This window comes from Ruegeria atlantica (genome assembly GCF_013033965.1).
Classification (GTDB): Bacteria; Pseudomonadota; Alphaproteobacteria; order Rhodobacterales; family Rhodobacteraceae; genus Ruegeria; species Ruegeria atlantica_D.
The window spans coordinates 35,036-53,324 of sequence record NZ_WQFE01000008.1; the positions used below are offsets into that span (position 1 = coordinate 35,036).

The following is an 18,289-nucleotide window of genomic DNA, read 5'->3' on the forward strand; positions in this document are numbered from 1 at the left end:
TTTTGCATGTCGCGTAACGAAACCCTCCAATTCATCAACGTGGCGCATTTCTTCGATCACTTCTTTCTTCTGATCTTTCCAACTGCGGCATTGGCAATCGCCCCGGACTGGAACATGGACTATGCAGATGTGCTTTTGTTGGGTTCTCCGGTCTACATCATGTTCGCTCTGGGAACGCTACCGGTCGGTTGGCTGGGGGACAAACTGGATCGCATGACGTTGATTGCGGTCTTTTTCATAGGGTGTGGTGCATCGAGCCTCGCAATTGCGCTTTCAGAAAGCGCTTTGGTCATGAGTATCGGCCTGGGCCTGCTCGGATTGTTTGCGGCGATCTATCATCCGGTCGGGCTCGCTCAGATCACACATATCGGCGAGCGCACAGGGCGAGCCTTAGCTGTAAATGGTGTTTTCGGGAACATGGGGCTGGCCGGTGCAGCCGTCGTAACCGGCCTTCTCGCCCAATATGTGGGGTGGCAAGCAGCGTTCTATATGCCGGGGGCCATTTCGGTCCTGATCGGAGTGATATTGTTCGTTAGATGCCGGACAAAACAAGCGCCTTGCCATGTCACTTATGCAAACAAGAAGAATGGTCCGCAGGTCATCCAACGCAGCACTCAGATACGTGTCTTCTTGATCGTTTGCGTGTCGGCTCTGTTTGGCGGCTTGATTTTCAATGCAGTGACAATCTCATTGCCGAAATTCTTCGATGAACGACTCACAGGGCTTGGGGGTGACTTGACCTGGGTCAGTGCCTCGACCGGGTTTGTCTTTGGTATCGCTGCATTCGCACAGATCCCGGTTGGTGAACTTCTCGACCGGATCGGCGCGCGTTCTGTGCTGCTGCCTTTGCTCGCTGGGCAAATCATATGTCTTCTCATGCTCATACAGGCGACGGGGATCTCTGCACTGATACTTGCTCTACTCTTGGTCACCTTCGTGTTCGCCGAAATCCCGATCACGACATGGCTGCTTGGTCAGTTTCTTAAGCCGCACATAAGATCGCGCGCTGTTTCCATCGAATATGTGCTTTCCTTGGGTGTCGGGGCTGCCGCCGTACCGGTCCTGGTGATGGTGACCAAAAGCGGCGTTGGTTTTGCGGGCCAGTTCCTTGGTCTGGCGGTAGCAGCAACATTTATCTTCATCGTCGCGCTGTTTCTCCCAGGAAAGAACACTCAAGCGCCGGAACGCACACTTCGGCTAAGTGAACAATAACCCCAACGAACAAACGCCATCCATTAACTCATTGAAAGACAGTACGATGATTGAAGAACCAACCCCACTGACTGTTCTGAATAATTTCCCGCGCCCGACCAAAGCGCAGGTGACTGCATTTCGGGGTGTCCCGACTGGGTTTGTGGCAGATGCCTTGGGAGGTGGCGGCACCCTTGCTTCCTCAATCCGCCCGGTCGGCGAAGGGCGAGATGTTACATGCGTAGCGGCTGGACCTGCGTTGACGGCGATCAACGGGCCTGCAGACATTTTGGCAACCGTTGCAGCACTGAATTTCATTGAACCCGGTGACATACTGATTGCTTCTGTTGACGGTCATCAAGGCTGTTCTGCGGCGGGTGACCGCGTGATCGGAATGCTGCGCAACGCCGGTGGAGCCGCATTTATCACAGACGGGCCTGTCAGAGATTACCCAGGCATTGTCGAAGTCGGGTTGCCTGTCTGGTGCACCGGCCTCAACCCGGCATCCCCGTTCACATCCGGACCAGGACAGATCGGCATAACAGCTCAGGTTGCAGGTCAGAGTATCAACAGCGGAGATATGATCGTGGCAGATCAGGACGGTGTTGTTGTGGTTCCGTTTGCGCGGATCGACGAGATCACCCAGCGGCTTGAACACATAAGGGCGCTTGAAGCCGACCTCGATGCAGAAGTCGCGGCAGGGAGGAAGGTCTCGCAAACAGCAATGGATATGCTGGCCGACGCCCGGTCCACGACGTACTTGTAGAACTCGCTGTTCCATAACTTGGTGAGCGGCGTTTAGAGCGGACTTTGAAGGTAGCAGGACGAAAGTCGGCTTTGCGAAACGAAGCTGCCATTGGAAAACAATTGAGAATGACCGCTGTTCACTCTGCCAAAGCTGATGTTATCGACCAGGCTTCGCAATTTCGAAGGGCGCTAATATGCGAGCCTTCAATGTCGCTTCCAGGCGTTGCTACAATGCAGTCATTCTTCGAATTGACGAGACTTGGAGATGCCGTCAATCGAACAGTTTCATAACGCTTTATTTTGACGATGTTGCGAGAACTTGGTCCCCTATCCAGTCAAAAACAAGTCTAGGGCCGCGGCCCAAGTTGGTATGGCTCCGAGACATCACATAACCGGCGTCGCTGGAGACTAAATCGTCTGTAATGGTCACCAGAGAACCCTTATTGAGCAGATCATCAATCAATCCAATCCAGCCCAAAGCCACGCCATCCCCAGACAAAGCGGCCTGGGTCACCATGTCATAGTTATTAAAACTGATATAATTTTTCTTTCTTTCTCCGGTTACGCCCAAACTATCAAACCACCCTTGCCAGGTTTGCCAAGCAGCGGTAGCGGGTTTTGACAGGCTAAGAAGTTGGACATCCAGCAAGTCCGCAGGCGATTGGATTGGTCTAATCCTTTCTAATAGCTGCGGGCTGCAAACGGCCGCCACGACTTCTTCCAACAGTAGTACTTCATCGGGCTTTATTTGGGCCTTTGGTGCAACATGGATTTGAATATCGCAATCGGTGTCATCTAGACCGGGTGGCACAGTTGAGGCCAAAATCTGAATTTCGATTTCATCCCCGATTTCCTCTCGAAGATAACCCAGACGCGGTAGCAACCAGAAAGTTGAGAACGCAAAATCAGCCGAAATTCGAACCCTGGGTTTGGTTTTGCGCTCAAGCAAAGAACTTACCGCAAAATTCATCTGCGTCATCGCGGGTTTGACCACATTCAAAAGCCTCAGCCCCTCGTATGTGAGTGAAACGCCACGGTGTTCTCTTTTGAAGAGGACGACGCCCAGATCAACTTCTAGACCTTTTATCCGTTGCGAGATCGAGGACTGAGTCAGCCCGAGAGCATCCCCGGCACTTGTAAAGTTCCCATGTTTCGCAACCATCTCGAACGCATACAGCGCCACGAGGTTGCGACTTAGGCTGGTATTAATTCTATTAATGTCATCCATAATTACTCAGCTACTGCAAAAAAGAGAAAAATTATATCAAAAACTGTGTCAAAGGGCGCGTAAGCAGCCCTGTGAGAGAAACACGGGAGCTAATCATGACCAAACACAGTCACAGACGGGCTATTCATCCAGCAATCGCCATGCATGCAGGTGAAGTAGCCGACGGAATGCTCAGCCGCCGTGAATTCTTAACGCGCGCGACTGCACTTGGGCTGTCTGCATCGGCTGCGTATTCAATGATTGGTATGGCTCAGCCAGCACAGGCCGCGTCGAATATCCAACCTGGTGGTACGATTCGTATTCAGCAGGTTGTACGCGCTCAGCTTGATCCGCCGCTTTACAACTGGCCTCAGCTTGGAAACGTGGTGCGTGGGTTCTTGGAGTATCTCGTTCAGTACAACGCTGATGGTACATTCGAACCTCGGTTGCTTGAAAGCTGGGAAGTGAACGACGACGCGACGGAGTATGTATTGCGTGTGCGACCCGGAGTGAACTGGAATGACGGGCGCGGAACGCTGACGGCCAAGGATGTTGCCTATAACTTTGGTCGATGGTGTGACGGTAGTTGGGAAGGCAATTCCATGGCCGCGCGCATGGGGTCTTTACAGAATGACGCTGGCGATGGCCCTGCAGAGGGTGCTTTGGAAGTGGTCGATGATTTGACGCTGAAACTGAAGCTGACACGACCTGACATCACAATTATTCCCGCCGTCACGGAATACCCGGCAGCAATCGTGCCCGACGGTTGGTCTGGCGATCCGGCGAATGACCCGGTTGGTACGGGGCCATATAAGCTGGTTGAATATCTGGTCGGTGAAAAGGTTGTACTGGAAAAGAACACGGATCACGAATGGTGGGGAGAAGGTGCCTATTTAGATCGGATCGAATTTATTGACTACGGCACCGATGGCGCGGCGCATTTGGCTGCGGCAGAAGCCGAAGAAATCGACATGACCTACGAAACGGTCGGTGAATTTGTTGACATCTATGAAAGCATCGGTTGGAACCAGAGCGAGTCCGTTTCGGCCAACACTATGGTTTTACGAACAAACCGCGATGCCGACGTCGACGGAGTAAAGCCGTATGAAGATGCACGTGTTCGCCAGGCTCTGGCGATGGCTTGCGACAATGCCATTCTGCTAGAATTGGGATACGCCAATCGTGGGACTCTAGGCGAAAACCATCACGTTTGCCCTATTCACCCGGAATACGCGGACATTGGAGCACCTGAAAAGGATGTCGAGGGCGCACGAGCATTGTTGGAAGAAGCCGGTATGCTCGACTACGAGCACGAAATCTTCTCGATCGACGACGATTGGCGCCGAAACACGACCGACGCATTAGCGGCACAACTGCGCGATGCTGGGCTCAAGGTAAAACGCACAGTATTGCCAGGTAACACATTCTGGAATGATTGGAACAAATACCCGTTCAGTTCGACCGACTGGGGACATCGCCCGCTAGGTGTCCAGGTGCTGACGCTGGCATACAAATCGGGGGTGGCTTGGAATGAAACCGGTCTGGCCAGCGCCGAATTTGACGCAATGCTGGAAGAAGCCTCAGCAATCGCCGATGCTGAAACTCGTCGAGTCCGCATGGAAAAGATCGAACAGTTTATGCGAGATGACGGAACGATAATTCAACCCTATTGGCGATCTCTATACCGCCACTCTCGTCCTGGCATTATAGGCGCGGAGAGCCACCCGATTAATGAAATTCACGTGCATAAGCTGGCTCTGGAGAGCTGAGAACTCCGGCAAATATTAACTCCCCGGACCCAATGAGATTAGCAAAGCAGATTATCTGCATCGCCAATCTCATTGGTGTCTTGGGAAAATGGGTGATCGGGTCAGAACAAGCAAATCTATCCGCTCTAAAATCAAGAACAGGGAGAAGTTGAATATGGCAATAAAGCCACCTCTTTCGGAACTTCCGATTAAGACCGCTGACAACGGTTTTTATCGGGGGTTCAGCGTCAACGTGACGGTGATCAGTAAGATCATCATCAGTTTGCTGGTTGTCTGGTGCATCGTGTGGCCAACCCAGGCCGGCAGGATTCTCGGCGACTGGAACGCAGCCATTCTGGCGCAGTTCGCGGCCTGGTATATCTGGGTTGTAACCGGGTTTGTCATTGTCTGCATAGGTTTGGCCATTTGGCCAGCTGCGGGACGCCTAAACCTGGGTGTTGAAGGCGAAAAGCCCGAATTCTCGAACTTCTCCTGGTTCTCGATGATGTTCGGTGCCGGTATCGGTGTTGGGATGTTGACCTGGGCCGTTGCGGAACCCGTCGCACATTTCAAGAACAACCCGTCGGTTATTCAGGGTGTGACAACAGCCCTAGACGCGGACAATGTACGCACGGCTTACGTCTGGTCCTACCTGCATTGGGGTCTTGGCGCTTGGGCGTGCTACGCGATTGCCGGTCTTGCGCTGGCGTTCTTCAGCTATCGCCGCGGGCTTCCCCTGACGATCCGTTCGTCTCTGACGCCGCTCTTTGGTAAGGCACTGTCCGGCAATCTGGGTCACCTGATCGATATCGTCGCGGTTGTTGCGACGATCCTCGGTGTAGCACAGACGCTTGGATTTGGTGTTGAGCAGTTCGTGGCGGGTTTGACACGTATCGGCATCGGCGGTCTGGCGCATGCAGATGGTTCGGCCACGACATTGGGCATTATTGTTGCCTTGCTGGTCATCATGGGCGCTTCGACGCTGTCAGCACTGTCTGGCGTTGGTAAGGGCATTAAATGGCTGTCAAACATCAACATGGCGCTGTCGATCTTCCTGTTGGGTTTCTTCATCCTGTTCGGAGCAACATTCTTCGGTGCCAAGGCCTTCTTTGTTGGCATTTGGGACTATCTGGTCGCTCTGCCCTGGCTCAGCTTCAACGTCTACACATCAGATGGAGTCGAAGGGTCCGAGTCATTCTTGCTGGCACAATGGCAGGGCTGGTGGCCGGTGTTCTACTGGGCCTGGTGGATCGCGTTTGCCCCCTTCGTCGGATTGTTCCTGGCACGCATCTCACGCGGTCGGTCCATCCGTGAGTTTGTGCTGGGCGCGATGATTGTACCCTCGCTGATGTGTTTTGTCTGGTTTGCGTGGGCCGGTGGCACAGCCATCGACCTTGAATTAAATGGCGGCGCAAATGGCGTGATCCTAGACGCAGCTAATGGCGACAAGATCTTTGCCATGACCACCTACATGCTTGCGCCCATAGCAGAATTCCTGGCTTGGGCCATGGCGGTTGTGATCGTGGTACTGTTGATGACATTTCTTGTGACCTCAGCTGACTCGGCTGTGCTGATCGTGAATACGATCAACGCGGCTGGTGACGAAGGACCCAAGGCGCGGCCGCATATCATGTTCTGGGGTGCTGCGCTGGCATTGGTGGTAGGTGGTCTGCTGATCTCAGGCGGAACTGGGGCCATTCAGACCGCCATGGTAATTGGCGCACTACCGTTCTCTATCGTCATGGCGCTGATGTGTATCGCGTTGATAAAAGCGATCTGGAATGACGGACGCCGCGAAGCCGCCGGTGTTGCATCAACTATTGATCCAGAAACATCAACTATGCTCGCCGAATAGTACGCGCGTATCCAACTGTGACCCCAGGACAGAACTGGGGTCACAAATAGGACAAAGGCTTATTCAGAAGTTTGCCAAAGTGCAGGTTTCACGACGGATTTCTTACATTGATATTATCCAAGAAAATCTTAGAAGCTTGGCCAAAACTTTGCGTAGTATTTGTGCGTCATTTTGCACGATTTGCCCAAAAAATGCACATTCCCCGTTTCGGTATCGGTTTAAATTCTTCCGAAAGCCACTTTGAGCTCTGAGACTTTTTCAGCATCCAGTAGGCGGGTTGGCAGGCCGCGCAAAGCCACTAGCAGCTTAGCCGTTTCTTCCAACTCTTCTGCTGCACAAACTGCTGAGAACAGATCCTTTCCCGATACGACGGGCCCGTGATTGGCCAGCAGAACAGCACTAAAATTGCCGCCCAGTTCACGGATCAAATCACCTGATTTCGGATCACCCGGCTTGACGTATGGGATCAGTTTGACCGTGCCTACGCGCATGACCACGTATGGTGTAAGCGGTGGAATACAGTCATTGGGATCGGTGTCTTCCAGACACGACAGTGCGGTGGCCCAGGTCGAATGCAAATGCACCACTGCACCAGCTTCTGGCCGCGTCTCATAGAAGGCTTGGTGCAGAAAGACCTCCTTGGTCGGCTTGTCTCCGGAGACGTGGTTCCCATCCAAATCAATCTTGGCGATGCACTCGGGATCGATATCCCCCAAGGTGGAGTTGGTTGGTGTCATGAGGATTCCGTTGTGTAGACGTGCGGAGACATTGCCCGCAGTACCGACTGAAAATCCCCGCGCAAACAACGAAGCGCAGAGATCTGACATCTGCTGTCGCAATACCAATTCTTTAGAACTCATTTGCCAGACTCCATCATTCTCAGGGCCTTAGCAAAAAAGTCGGGAGAGCCAAAATTTCCAGACTTTAGAGCCAGCGCAATGGGTTCAGTTTTTCCAACGCTCAGGACTGGCACGCCCGGGTCAATTTCCGGCCCAATTGACATGGCCGGTGATCTCAGTGCCTCAGAGACAGCCTGGGCGACAGCTCCCGACGTCTCTCCTCCGGCCACGACAAGGCGCTTATACCCCGTTTGGACAAGTTCCCGTGCAGTTTCTGCAAAGAGATTGTCCAGCTTTTCCGCAACTGCTTCCTGACCAAATTGATTTTGGATCGCTCGCACATCCTCCGGGCTTCCCGATGAATATGCGAGCGGCGCCTGACCCGGGTGCGCTTCAAAGAAATCCAGAAGCGTTTGCGTGGTCACTTCCCTGGACATGACACCTGGAACATCAATGGCGAAGGTCGGATGGGTCTTCGCGTGAGTTTCAATCTGCCCGCGGGTCGCTCCTGAACAAGACCCGGCAAGGATCGCGGCAGGCCCAGCGATACCGGTGCACACACTGCCAACATTTTTAGATGAATCCTCCGTCCGGAAGTTTCTGGGGAGCCCCAGTGCCACCCCGGATCCCCCGGTAATGAGCTTGGCATCCTTCAGAACCTCGCCCCAGGTCAGCAAATCCTCGTCCGAAATCGCATCGCCAATCACAAAGCGTTCGTCGGCCTTCTGCAAAGCAGCAGCAATCGCCTCTGATCCTTGCTCCACGGCGTCAATTGACACCAACCCGACCGCTTCTTGGGTCTGATACTGCAACCATCGCCTGATGTTGGCATCCCTCATCGGAGTAAGAGGGTGATTTTCCATCCCAGACTCGTGCAACAGCTTGCCAAGCACAAATAGATGACCGTGATAGACCGTACGTCCCGTTGCCGGAAAGGCCGGACAGAAAACCACCTTTTGCGCACCCAGTTCGTTGGCAAGTGCTTCCGCGACCGGGCCGATATTTCCCTCCATCGTGGAATCGAAGGTCGAGCAATATTTGAAGATGAACTGCTGGCATCCTTGGTCCGCGAGCCACCGCAAGGCACTCAGGCTGGCTGCAATGGCTTCCTCGACCGGTGCAGTGCGACTCTTGAGCGAGATGACGCCTGCTTCGATCTCCTCGTCGGCTGGGGTATTCGGAACACCTGGAAACTGCGCGGTTCGTAACCCACCTTCCGGCTCAACGCCCTTTGCCAAGGTGTTAGCGATATCACTCGCACCGGTAAAATCGTCCGCTATGACACCGATTTTCATAGTTCAATGTCCCGCGCCGGCCCTGGATCCAGCCTATGGATATGCGGTGCCGCGCCTACAGGAAATACCGCACGCACAAGTGGATCATGACCGGGCACGATAAGCCTAGGATGCGACGCCAACCTCTCGAGTGTCTCGAAACCATCCATCATGTCCTGCAAATCGACGACGATGGGAAAGGCTTTGCGCGCCATGAAATTCTCGTAGTAATGCGAGGCGTCAGAGGCGAGAACCATCCACCCGACTGCCGTTCTTACGCGAACGCATTGCAACCCGCGCGAATGCCCGCCGATACAGTGCACGGTCACCCCATCTGCAATCTCGGCCTCTCCATCGTAGAACACGACCTTGCCTGAATAGAGACGCTTTACGACCTCGCAGACATGGCCCGCCGTGAAAGGCGCGCGCAGGTGATCGTGGCACATGCAGGGGCCGGTGGCGAAGGCCATCTCCGCCGATTGCATATGCAACTTCGCGTTAGGGAACATATGCAGCCCCCCCGCGTGGTCATAATGAAGATGGGTCACGATGATGTCTGTCGCCGCTTCCGGCGCAATGTCCAAGGGGCGCAAAGCCTCGCGTGGGTCCATCGCGATGGGACGACCGCGGGCAGCGGCCTCATCGGAGTCGTAGCCAGTATCGACCAGAATGACTTCGTTACCGCGCTTCAATACCCAAACGAAATAGTCCATCGCGTGAGGTGCGTCGTGATTGTCATCCAAGATGAAGCTGTCGCGTCGAGTGCGGGCATTGCGATCCGCGTACTTGACGGCGTGAATTTCCCAATCGTTCATCGGATGATCTCGGAATACTGGTGAACCGTCTTGGTGGCGATCATATCAGCCACAGCCGTATCGAAGGACTGAAAATGCGCACTTTCTAGGTGGGCGGAGAACGCCGCGCTGTCATCATAAACCTCATAGAGAAAAACTGTCTCGGGATCGTCGCCGAGGCATACGTCAAACTGCTGGCATCCGGGTTCTTCACGCAAAGAGGTTGAAGCGTTTTCTACCATCAGCGGCATGAAAGCTTCTCTCGTACCGGGCTTGAGAGTGAAGGTGACGGTAACCACAAACATCAGACGGAAAGTCCTTTCAGACGTGAGAAAGCGCGCTTTGCCACGGGCAGTTGGCTGAGGATCAGTCCAACGTTGAGCACAAGCAGAATGGCCGCACCGGGTCGCGAAAAGAAGACCGAAAGATCCCCGTCCGACAAGAACAGCGATCGGCGGAAGGTTTCATCAAACAGGCTGCCCAGAATAACGCCTATCACCAACGGCGCGATTGGGTATTTCATCAAGTTCATAAAATAGGCAACGGCGCCTACTCCGAGCATCAGGTAGAGATCATTGATGCCACCACCAACACTGAAAGACCCAATTGTTGTCAGAACCATAACAACGGGCAAGAAGATGGTCTGCGGGATGGCGAGTATTTTGATAAAGACCCGAGCGGTGAAAAGCCCCATCAAGAACATTGTCAGGGAGGCCAGCACCAAGATTGCGACAACGCGCAGAATGATCTCGGGATCAATCGTCGGACCCGGGATCACGTTGTTGATCTTGAAGGCCCCCATCAAAGCGGCGGCGGGTGGTGAACCGGGGATACCCAACACCAAAAGCGGGATCAGCGCGCCGCCAATACAGGCATTGTTTGCGGTCTCAGAGCACAGCAGACCTTCCAAGGAGCCTTTTCCGTATTTGTCGCCCTCGGCGGACACGGTCTTGCCAACACCGTAGCTGACCCAACCGGCGACATCTTCGCCCACGCCGGGAAGCGCTCCTACCCCGGTCCCGATCACTCCTGATCGGCCAATGGTCGGCAAGTAACGTCGAATAGAGCGAAGGTTTGGAAGAATGCGGCCTTTCAGGGCCAGAACTTTCCCGGCCTCAACGTGCGTCAAACCATCAATGATTTGGGGGATCGCAAAGGCCCCCATCAAAACTGGCACAACCTGAAATCCGCTCATCAGGTAAGACCAGCCGAAGGTATAGCGCGGTTCAGACAACAGAGGGTCAAGCCCCACCATGGACATCGCAAGCCCGATCAGACCGGCGATCCATCCCTTAATCACCAGGTCTTCGCTCATCAAAGTGCCAGAAAGCAGAATGCCGAACAGGGCCAGCAATGCTTTCTCCGGGCTTGCGATGTTCTTTGAAACCAAAAGCAACACCCAGACGAAAATCAAAAGCGTGATGGTCCCGATAACTGTGCCAATGAAACTGGCCGTCGTGGTCAGCCCAAGTGCTTCGCCCCCTCGACCCGCTTTGGCCAGTGGGTAGCCATCCATAGCAGTCGCCGCGCTGGCTGCCGTGCCCGGAATGTTCAGCAGAATAGACGGGTAAGAACCGCCGTAAATCGCGCCAACATAGGCCCCGAGCAATGCGATGAGCGAATAGTCCAACGGGATCTTGTTGCCGAAGAAACCCGTCAGGATCGTCACTGCCAGGGTTGCGGTCAGGCCGGGCAATGCGCCGAATGTGATGCCCAGGAATACGGATGCGATCAGATACAGATAGGTCAGCGGGTCCACCGCCAGACCCACGAATGCAGTCCCAAATCCAGCCAGTTGCGAAAGAATAAAGTCCATCCGGTCAGTCTTTCCATAGCGGACGAAGCGTCACGTAGTAGTGGTATTCGATTTGCTTGAAGATCAGCCCGCCGCGCGCGGGCACGTTCTGCCGGAAAACAAAGGCCATCGCACAAACGAGGATGAGCGGGGCAAGTATTGCCACCAATGGAACGAACCGCAAAACGCGTTCAGAAGCCGCTTTGGTCAACACCACTAGTGTTAACGCGACCCACAAGGCCAGTGTAAACCAATCATCACCGTGTGCATTCCAATCCGCCTGAGCAGGAAACACGGCGAACGCAAACAAACCGGCGACGACAACTGCGATACAAGCCACCAAAGCACGCCGCGCGTGACCGCCGTAGTAGCCGTAAGTCAAAGCTGTAATCAGCAAGCCAGAACACAGAATGAAGTCCACTCTTGGAACCAACCCAACGACATATGCAAGAAGGATCAGGCCTATTGTAGAAGCTCGATAGGCTTCCGACTTATCCCACCCGATGCCCAAAGCACTGAACGCGTGTTGAGCTCCACCTGAGCGGATTGAAATAGCCAGCAAAACGAAGGACAGCACAAGCAATCCCCCGAAGATGAACAGCGGTACAATTGCAGCCGAGTTGTACCAATCCGATCCACTTACACCTGCGCGGTTTTCACCCCAAAGCGGGATGTCCGACGTCTTCCAAAGGAAAAAGGTGGAAATTGCTATCAGACCAATCGATGCCCAGAAATCGCGCGCCCGCATGATCAGTGTATCGTCAGGTTTGTCCATTGCCTGCCTCTTGTCGGAAAGGGCGCGATCAGGCGCGCCCTTTCAAAAGTGATCGGATTATGGCTTCTCGATACCCAGCGACGCCGGATCGACGGTCGCTGCGCCCAGATCTTGCAAGGTATAGGCAAAGGTAGCTTCGAGGTTCGCAAACAGCTCTTGAGCCTCTTCGCCGTGTTGACCACCGACATCATAATTGTTTGCAGAGGCCCATTCAGCGACGGTATCGGACGCAATCGCTTGCTCGAAGGCATCACCAAGCGCGGCCTTTACGTCGTCCCCGGCTGAACTGTGAACTGCAAACCCGATGGCCTGCTTGAGCGGCAAATACTGATCGAGACCGTCATAGATGCCAAAGGCAGAAGGCACTGTTGCCCCTGCAATCTGCGCATCTTCAGGTGTCAACATCGCGAGGGGTTTAAGTTGGCCGCCTTCGATCAACGGGGCCTGTTCAGCCAGCGATGTCACAACCAGCGCAACCTCGCCCGCTATTGCCGCTTCCTGCCCCGGGGCTGAGCCTTTGTAGGGAACAAACTTGAATTCTGCACCGGACCCTTTTTCGATGGCCAGAAGGTTCAAGTGGTGGATCGAACCCGCGCCGGACGCGGCAGCAGGAATTGTGCCAGGGGCGGCTTTGGCAGCATCAACCAATTCTTCCAGAGTATTGTAAGGGCTGTCCGCCGGAACCGAGATCAGATCAGGTGAACCACCGACAATAAACGGATACCAAAAGTCAAATTTCTTGTCCCAACCGCCCTGCACAGCAGCGGTGACGTTCGACTCAGACAGACCAACCAGCGTATAGCCATCGTCTGGTTGGTTCATGACATAGACCATGCCGTTGGAGCCTGCGACCCCACCGGTTTGGTTGATCACATTGATCGAAACCGGAAGGTGTTTTTCCATTTCGGCCATGATCATTCGGTTGATCGTATCCGTGCCGCCACCGGCCCCCCAGACCACAGCTGTGGTGATATCACGGTAAGGGTAATCCTGCGCGGTAGCAGCCCCTGAAATCCCGGTTGCAATCACGGCTGCGGCCGCCAACTGCCCTAACTTCAGTTTCATTTCCAAGTCCTCCCAAACATCTTTGCGTTTATTATTGCATTTATTTGCGTATACATTAAAGAATGCACTGTCAACGGACTGTAGTGAAAGCTGCTATCGCGCTATGAATGCGGAACGGGAAGGAAGCGGGCTAAGATGAAGAAAAGATATGATGTGGCAGTGTTCCACGGGGACGGAATCGGCCCTGAAATTATGGCCCCTACGCTTGAAATCCTGCGTCAGCTCTCGCGCGGCAGTCCTTCCTACGAATTGGTGTTTACAGACGCTCCGGCAGGCGCAGGCCACTACGCCAAAACTGGAGAATCGTTTCCGGCTGGATCACTCGAAACTGCCCGCAATGCAGACGCGATTCTGCTGTCTGCAATGGGCTTGCCGGATGTTCGATACCCGGACGGAACCGAGATTTCACCGCAGATTGATCTGCGAAAGCAACTGGGACTTTTCGCTGGTGTACGGCCAGTAAAGGTAAGCAGCGAACAAATGACCCCCTTGGCTCTGCCTCCCGAAAAAGAGATCGACTTTGTCTTAATACGCGAAAGCACAGAAGGGCTGTTTTTCACCCAAGGTGCTGGTGAAGTCACCGAACACGAAGCACGTGAAACTCTGCTGATCACTCGTGAGGTTTCCGAAAAACTGTTCCGTTTCGCGTTTGAACTCGCCCAGAACCGCAAAAAAACCGGGCGCGGTCGGGGTCGAGTTACTTGTGTCGACAAAGCCAACGTATTCCGCGCCTTTGCGTTCTTCAGATCGATGTTTGATGCAGAAGCCGCCCACCATCCCGAATTGCAGGCAGACCATGCTTATGTTGATGCTACCGCTCTGTGGATGGTTCAAAAGCCTTGGGAATTTGATGTTTTGGTCACTGAGAACATGTTCGGAGACATCCTCTCCGACCTTGGCGCAGGTCTTATGGGCGGTCTTGGACTGGCTCCGTCAGCGGATATCGGGTTGAATCACGCTGTATTCCAACCCTGCCATGGTTCCGCTCCGGACATTGCCGGACAGGGTATTGCCAACCCTTTTGCGATGATACTGTCCGCAGCAATGATGCTTGAATGGTTGGGTTTGACCCATGACCACCCAGGCCTGTCCAACGACGGCGAACGGTTGCGTGAAGCGGTGGAAAAAGTGACTGCGAACGGACAGAACCTGACGCGTGACCTAGGTGGCACCGCAGGAACGCAAGACGCAGCCTCATCGGTATTGGAAGCATTTCGGGTATGAATACTTGCCAAACCATCAGAGTCGCGTGTGTCGGTGCGGGATACTTCAGCAGGTTCCACTACGAAAGCTGGTCCCGAATGCCCGGAGCTATTCCGATTGCATCCTGCAACCGTGATATCAACAAGGCTAAAGAAACAGGACTGGCCGCTTACAATGATCTGTCAAAAATGCTGGAGGCGGAAAAACCAGATCTCGTGGACATCATCCTTCCACCTGTGGCGCAGGCCGATACCATCCGAACGGCACTGTGCTCTGGAATAAAATGGTTGATCTGCCAAAAGCCATTTTGTTTGTCTTTGGATGAAGCTGAGAAGATTGTTTCAGAGGCTGAAGCGGTTGGGGCAACTATTGTCGTGCATGAGAATTTTCGCTTTCAGCCCTGGTATCGTGCGATCAAGGTGGCGATGGCAGAGGGTCGAATTGGTACACCACTACAAGCTACTTTTCGGCTTCGGCCCGGCGACGGAAAGGGACCACAAGCCTACCTTGACCGGCAGCCGTATTTTCAGGACATGCCGCGTTTCCTGGTTCATGAAACTGCGGTGCACTGGGTAGACACATTCCGTTTTTTGTTCGATGCGCCCAGCGCCGTTTATGCAGACTTGCGCCAAGTTAACCCTGTTATCTCGGGCGAGGATGCAGGTTTCATTCTGTTTGATCACCCCAACGGCTTGAAAGCTCTTTTCGACGGCAACAGGTGCCTCGACCACAGTGCCGAAAACCTGCGTCAAACCATGGGTGAGGCTCTCATCGAAGGAACCGAAGGATCACTGGTTCTTAACGGCGACGGTTCAGTTGACCTCCGCGCTTTTGGAAAACAGGACCGACAGAATATTCTCCCTCCGAGCGATCATGATGCGTTTGGAGGAGACTGCGTACACGCCTTGCAAAGTCACGTCGTTTCAGGCCTTGTAAAGGGCACGCCGCTGGAAAACACGGCTCGAGACTATTTGGACGTGATCCGCATTGAAGAGAACATCTATCTCTCGGCTGCGGAGGGACGAAAGATCAACCTGGAGACGCCGTGAAGGATCAGGACGCAAAAACTCTTTCCAATACGCAACGCGCTGTTAGGGATTTGCGACAGATGATCCTGTCCGGCGAACTTGCGGCCGGAACTGACCATCTGGAATCGGAACTCGCCGAGACACTTGGAATGTCCCGCACCCCGATACGGGAAGCTGCGTTGATGTTGGAAAGTAAAGGGTTGCTGGAAATGCGGCCCCGCAAGGGTGTTCGGATACTGCCTGTTTCTTCAGACGATATGCGTGAGATTTACGACATACTGACGGAACTCGAGAGTCTCGCAGCACAGCGCGCTGCCGAAGCGAGTTATTCAGAAGATGAACTGGCGGTGCTTGCTGGATCAATTGCCAAGATGGACCAAGCCATCGAAGCCGAAGACCTTGAAGCCTGGGCCGAGGCCGACGAGTTGTTTCATCAGGAGCTCGTTCGGTTGGGCGGCAACAAACGAGTCGAAGCGATTGTTGCCATGATGAGCGACCAAGTGAGTCGCGCGCGCGCAACGACGTTGTTCATCAGGCCCCTGCCCGTCAAATCCAACGAAGATCACCGAGTTGTCTTCCAAGCGATTAGCGAAGGTCAACCAGATATCGCGCGCGAACGCCATCGAGAACACAGACTCCAAGCCATGGCTATGCTTTGCGGGATACTAGAGAAGCATCGGCTTAACAGTCTCTGATCTACTCGTGTCCGCCCTTTAGGCGTCTAAAGAAAAGCTTTTTGAACAGAGGCGAAGAAACAGACGAGACCGTCTGATGAATGGTGGGTGTTCGGAAGTGCTGCCGTATCTGCTGGATCGATTCACTGTGATGTTTGGCTCGGAGAGGCCGCCAGACTCCTGACCCGGAACATGATCTGCGTGTCTCCAGCTACAGGTTGGTGGAAAGGTTCTAAAACACCGGGAAACAACAGTCAGTCTGCGCGCTATGCACTGATCGTGTCTATCAAGTCCCCGGACGTTGATGTTGATCCGCACACACCCATCTCGACAATCATCAACCCAGAGACTGATACAGTCACAAAGACCGAAGTTGAATCATTTGTCGAAACCGAGACTGAGCCGCCCCGACAAGAGAATTACCTTCCTTTTCAACTCTCCATTACCGAAATGAATGGCCGCTTTGAAAGTCGCGTCCGGGGATTCATGCGATTGCAGCGCATGACCGGTTTCCGTCCAATCTATCAAAGTTGGCTCCACCGTTTTTGGTGGAGCCAACTAAAGCTCAGAGGCTAATTGCCAACTGCCTTCCACAACACAGAACACATCAGATAATAACACCGGACGGATTTCGTATCAGGCCATCTGGAACAGGATACCAGCGATGATGGCCCCGATGATCCCCAGCGCCAGGTAGGTCGCAAAGACCCGTGGTTTGACCAATGACCAAACGGCGGCCATTGCCGGGATCGAACTGACGGCACCCGCAACCATGAACGACATCGCAGCCCCCGCGCTCATCCCCTGATCCATCAGACCTGCCAGCAGCGGCGGCGCGACATAGGAGTTCAGATAGGCAGGCATGCCGACAAGCGCTGCTATGACAATCGGAACGACACCTTCGCCGCCAACGAGGCGGGCGATGAGATCGGCGGGTACATAGCTGACCAGAAGTGCCTCGAGCACATAGGCCAGAGCCAGCCATTTCAGCAGGAACAGGCCGTTGTGAACGAACTCGGACCGGAAACGCTGACGGCGCTCGGGAATATTCCAGAACTTCCAGACCGGTTTGTCATCCTGCTTGGCACCACACCCACAGCATCCAGCCGGTTTATATTCGCGCAGTGGCTGGGCAAAGGCACCGCTCCGCATCAGGACGCGGACGGTAAGGCCGCCAAACAGACCCAATGCGACGGCGGCAATGGCCTTGCCGATTGCAAATGGCCAACCCAATGCACTTGCAGTGATCAACAAGGTGGGCGGGTCGATCAGGGGCGAGCTGAGCCAGAACGCCATGACCGCCGACAGAGGCGCACCAAGTGCGAGCAATCCGGCGATGAACGGGATGACCTCGCAGGAACAGAACGGTGCGAGCCCGCCGAAGACCGCTGCCAGAAAGATCATCCGCGTCTCACGCCCCTCGAACGCGCGTGCGACCATCACCTCGGCACCGGTCGCCTTAAGGTAAGATAGCAGCAAGACAGCAAACAGAATGTACTGGCCGGTGTGGGCAAGAGCTTTCCCTGCAAAAGTAACGATCTCACTCCAGTTGCCGGGGTCAAGGATGGCGACAAGCGCCAGGATGAGCACGATCACCGCCCAAGGGGTTTTAATCAGGTCAACGGCAACCTTGGCCGGTATCTTTGGGTTTTGTGTCAGTTCAGCCATCGTTCGCAGCCTTTCCAACTTCGTCTGCGCAGCATTCGCTGAGGATGAACTGCGCCAGGTTCTTAAGTTCGTCGTAATTCGCACGATTGATGGTGGCGCGCCCGATTTTCTCTTGCTCGACCACACCCCCTGCCGCGAGGAATCGCAGGTGGTGGGCCAGTGTTGACGGCGCAATCCCTGTGCGGTTCTGGATTTCCCCAACGGTCAATCCTGCTTGGCCAGCCCGAACCAATGTCTTGAGAACCTTCAATCGAGCTTCAGAACCCATGGCCGAAAATCCTGCTGCAGCTGTTTCCCACATCTGGCATCTCCATTTAACTAGATTTCTAGTTATTTAGGTTAATCACTCGTGTTGGTCAACACCGTTGTTCACGAAGTCTCGAGGCGAGCTTAAGTCCAGATTGCCCTCAACTTAAGTCCACCCTA

Annotated in this window: 17 protein-coding genes; 7 read left to right on the forward strand and 10 right to left on the reverse strand. The window is 54.2% G+C overall.

Annotated features, from left to right (window positions below; all coding sequences use genetic code 11):
* Positions 1-6: 6 nt before the first annotated feature.
* Positions 7-1,212 carry an MFS transporter gene (locus GOW16_RS14645; protein WP_170416276.1) on the forward strand — a complete coding sequence of 402 codons (1,206 nt, stop codon included), beginning with the start codon at positions 7-9 and terminating at the stop codon, positions 1,210-1,212.
* Between the two features lie 46 nt (positions 1,213-1,258).
* Positions 1,259-1,957, forward strand: a complete 699-nt coding sequence (locus GOW16_RS14650; protein WP_170416278.1) for an RraA family protein — start codon at positions 1,259-1,261, stop codon at positions 1,955-1,957.
* A gap of 276 nt (positions 1,958-2,233) precedes the next feature.
* Here the strand turns inward: GOW16_RS14650 and GOW16_RS14655 are convergent, their stop codons facing one another.
* The gene (locus GOW16_RS14655; RefSeq protein WP_170416280.1) at positions 2,234-3,166 is read right to left on the reverse strand and encodes a LysR family transcriptional regulator; all 933 of its coding nucleotides are present in this window, start codon (positions 3,164-3,166) and stop codon (positions 2,234-2,236) included.
* A 95-nt stretch (positions 3,167-3,261) separates the two neighbouring features.
* Here GOW16_RS14655 and GOW16_RS14660 point away from each other — a divergent pair, with 95 nt between their 5' ends.
* Together GOW16_RS14660 and GOW16_RS14665 are read left to right on the forward strand one after the other, a co-directional pair.
* On the forward strand, positions 3,262-4,914 hold the full coding sequence (locus GOW16_RS14660) for an ABC transporter substrate-binding protein (protein WP_170416282.1): 1,653 nt from the start codon (positions 3,262-3,264) through the stop codon (positions 4,912-4,914).
* A gap of 154 nt (positions 4,915-5,068) precedes the next feature.
* Positions 5,069-6,748 (forward strand): BCCT family transporter, encoded by a 1,680-nt coding sequence (locus tag GOW16_RS14665; RefSeq protein WP_170416284.1) that lies wholly within the window; start codon positions 5,069-5,071, stop codon positions 6,746-6,748.
* 218 nt (positions 6,749-6,966) lie between these two features.
* Here GOW16_RS14665 and otnC read toward each other — a convergent pair whose 3' ends face one another.
* The 7 genes from otnC to GOW16_RS14700 are packed head-to-tail and all read right to left on the reverse strand — an operon-like array spanning position 6,967 to position 13,290.
* A complete protein-coding gene (gene otnC / locus GOW16_RS14670; protein ID WP_170416286.1) occupies positions 6,967-7,608 on the reverse strand; it encodes a 3-oxo-tetronate 4-phosphate decarboxylase in 642 nt (213 codons plus the stop codon).
* The gene (gene otnK, locus GOW16_RS14675; protein WP_170416288.1) at positions 7,605-8,882 is read right to left on the reverse strand and encodes a 3-oxo-tetronate kinase; all 1,278 of its coding nucleotides are present in this window, start codon (positions 8,880-8,882) and stop codon (positions 7,605-7,607) included. The genes otnC and otnK overlap by 4 nt, the downstream gene beginning before the upstream one ends.
* Complete coding sequence (locus GOW16_RS14680; protein ID WP_170416290.1) at positions 8,879-9,676, reverse strand: N-acyl homoserine lactonase family protein; 798 nt, start codon at positions 9,674-9,676, stop codon at positions 8,879-8,881. The genes otnK and GOW16_RS14680 overlap by 4 nt, the downstream gene beginning before the upstream one ends.
* Positions 9,673-9,960, reverse strand: a complete 288-nt coding sequence (locus tag GOW16_RS14685) for a putative quinol monooxygenase (RefSeq protein ID WP_170416292.1) — start codon at positions 9,958-9,960, stop codon at positions 9,673-9,675. Before GOW16_RS14685 ends, GOW16_RS14680 begins: the two co-directional genes overlap by 4 nt.
* Positions 9,960-11,471, reverse strand: coding sequence for a tripartite tricarboxylate transporter permease (locus GOW16_RS14690; protein WP_170416294.1), 1,512 nt, complete (start codon positions 11,469-11,471; stop codon positions 9,960-9,962). The genes GOW16_RS14685 and GOW16_RS14690 overlap by 1 nt, the downstream gene beginning before the upstream one ends.
* Positions 11,472-11,475: 4 nt before the next feature.
* The gene (locus GOW16_RS14695) at positions 11,476-12,225 is read right to left on the reverse strand and encodes a hypothetical protein (RefSeq protein ID WP_170416296.1); all 750 of its coding nucleotides are present in this window, start codon (positions 12,223-12,225) and stop codon (positions 11,476-11,478) included.
* A 57-nt stretch (positions 12,226-12,282) separates the two neighbouring features.
* Positions 12,283-13,290, reverse strand: a complete 1,008-nt coding sequence (locus GOW16_RS14700; protein ID WP_170416298.1) for a Bug family tripartite tricarboxylate transporter substrate binding protein — start codon at positions 13,288-13,290, stop codon at positions 12,283-12,285.
* A 135-nt stretch (positions 13,291-13,425) separates the two neighbouring features.
* Here GOW16_RS14700 and GOW16_RS14705 point away from each other — a divergent pair, with 135 nt between their 5' ends.
* Genes GOW16_RS14705 through GOW16_RS23090 form a run of 3 tightly spaced genes read left to right on the forward strand, consistent with a single transcriptional unit; the run spans position 13,426 to position 16,216 of the window.
* On the forward strand, positions 13,426-14,514 hold the full coding sequence (locus tag GOW16_RS14705; RefSeq protein WP_170416300.1) for an isocitrate/isopropylmalate dehydrogenase family protein: 1,089 nt from the start codon (positions 13,426-13,428) through the stop codon (positions 14,512-14,514).
* Entirely contained in the window at positions 14,511-15,542 is a 1,032-nt protein-coding gene (locus tag GOW16_RS14710) for a Gfo/Idh/MocA family protein (protein WP_170416302.1), read from the forward strand. Before GOW16_RS14705 ends, GOW16_RS14710 begins: the two co-directional genes overlap by 4 nt.
* A complete protein-coding gene (locus GOW16_RS23090; RefSeq protein WP_170416304.1) occupies positions 15,539-16,216 on the forward strand; it encodes a GntR family transcriptional regulator in 678 nt (225 codons plus the stop codon). The genes GOW16_RS14710 and GOW16_RS23090 overlap by 4 nt, the downstream gene beginning before the upstream one ends.
* Positions 16,217-16,831: 615 nt before the next feature.
* Here the strand turns inward: GOW16_RS23090 and GOW16_RS14720 are convergent.
* Together GOW16_RS14720 and GOW16_RS14725 are read right to left on the reverse strand one after the other, a co-directional pair.
* A complete protein-coding gene (locus tag GOW16_RS14720) occupies positions 16,832-17,863 on the reverse strand; it encodes a permease (protein ID WP_170416306.1) in 1,032 nt (343 codons plus the stop codon).
* The gene (locus GOW16_RS14725; protein WP_170416308.1) at positions 17,856-18,164 is read right to left on the reverse strand and encodes an ArsR/SmtB family transcription factor; all 309 of its coding nucleotides are present in this window, start codon (positions 18,162-18,164) and stop codon (positions 17,856-17,858) included. Before GOW16_RS14725 ends, GOW16_RS14720 begins: the two co-directional genes overlap by 8 nt.
* Between the last annotated feature and the right edge of the window lie 125 nt (positions 18,165-18,289).

Coding starts and splice junctions, on each gene's coding strand:
- GOW16_RS14665 (WP_170416284.1), top strand. CDS start 5,069: ATGGCAATAAAGCCACCTCTTTCGGAACTTCCGATTAAGACCGCTGAC.
- otnC (WP_170416286.1), bottom strand. CDS start 7,608: ATGAGTTCTAAAGAATTGGTATTGCGACAGCAGATGTCAGATCTCTGC.
- GOW16_RS14695 (WP_170416296.1), bottom strand. CDS start 12,225: ATGGACAAACCTGACGATACACTGATCATGCGGGCGCGCGATTTCTGG.
- GOW16_RS14680 (WP_170416290.1), bottom strand. CDS start 9,676: ATGAACGATTGGGAAATTCACGCCGTCAAGTACGCGGATCGCAATGCC.
- GOW16_RS14685 (WP_170416292.1), bottom strand. CDS start 9,960: ATGTTTGTGGTTACCGTCACCTTCACTCTCAAGCCCGGTACGAGAGAA.
- GOW16_RS14690 (WP_170416294.1), bottom strand. CDS start 11,471: ATGGACTTTATTCTTTCGCAACTGGCTGGATTTGGGACTGCATTCGTG.
- GOW16_RS14655 (WP_170416280.1), bottom strand. CDS start 3,166: ATGGATGACATTAATAGAATTAATACCAGCCTAAGTCGCAACCTCGTG.
- GOW16_RS14705 (WP_170416300.1), top strand. CDS start 13,426: ATGAAGAAAAGATATGATGTGGCAGTGTTCCACGGGGACGGAATCGGC.
- GOW16_RS14720 (WP_170416306.1), bottom strand. CDS start 17,863: ATGGCTGAACTGACACAAAACCCAAAGATACCGGCCAAGGTTGCCGTT.
- GOW16_RS14650 (WP_170416278.1), top strand. CDS start 1,259: ATGATTGAAGAACCAACCCCACTGACTGTTCTGAATAATTTCCCGCGC.
- GOW16_RS14725 (WP_170416308.1), bottom strand. CDS start 18,164: ATGTGGGAAACAGCTGCAGCAGGATTTTCGGCCATGGGTTCTGAAGCT.
- GOW16_RS14710 (WP_170416302.1), top strand. CDS start 14,511: ATGAATACTTGCCAAACCATCAGAGTCGCGTGTGTCGGTGCGGGATAC.
- GOW16_RS14700 (WP_170416298.1), bottom strand. CDS start 13,290: ATGAAACTGAAGTTAGGGCAGTTGGCGGCCGCAGCCGTGATTGCAACC.
- GOW16_RS14660 (WP_170416282.1), top strand. CDS start 3,262: ATGACCAAACACAGTCACAGACGGGCTATTCATCCAGCAATCGCCATG.
- otnK (WP_170416288.1), bottom strand. CDS start 8,882: ATGAAAATCGGTGTCATAGCGGACGATTTTACCGGTGCGAGTGATATC.
- GOW16_RS14645 (WP_170416276.1), top strand. CDS start 7: ATGTCGCGTAACGAAACCCTCCAATTCATCAACGTGGCGCATTTCTTC.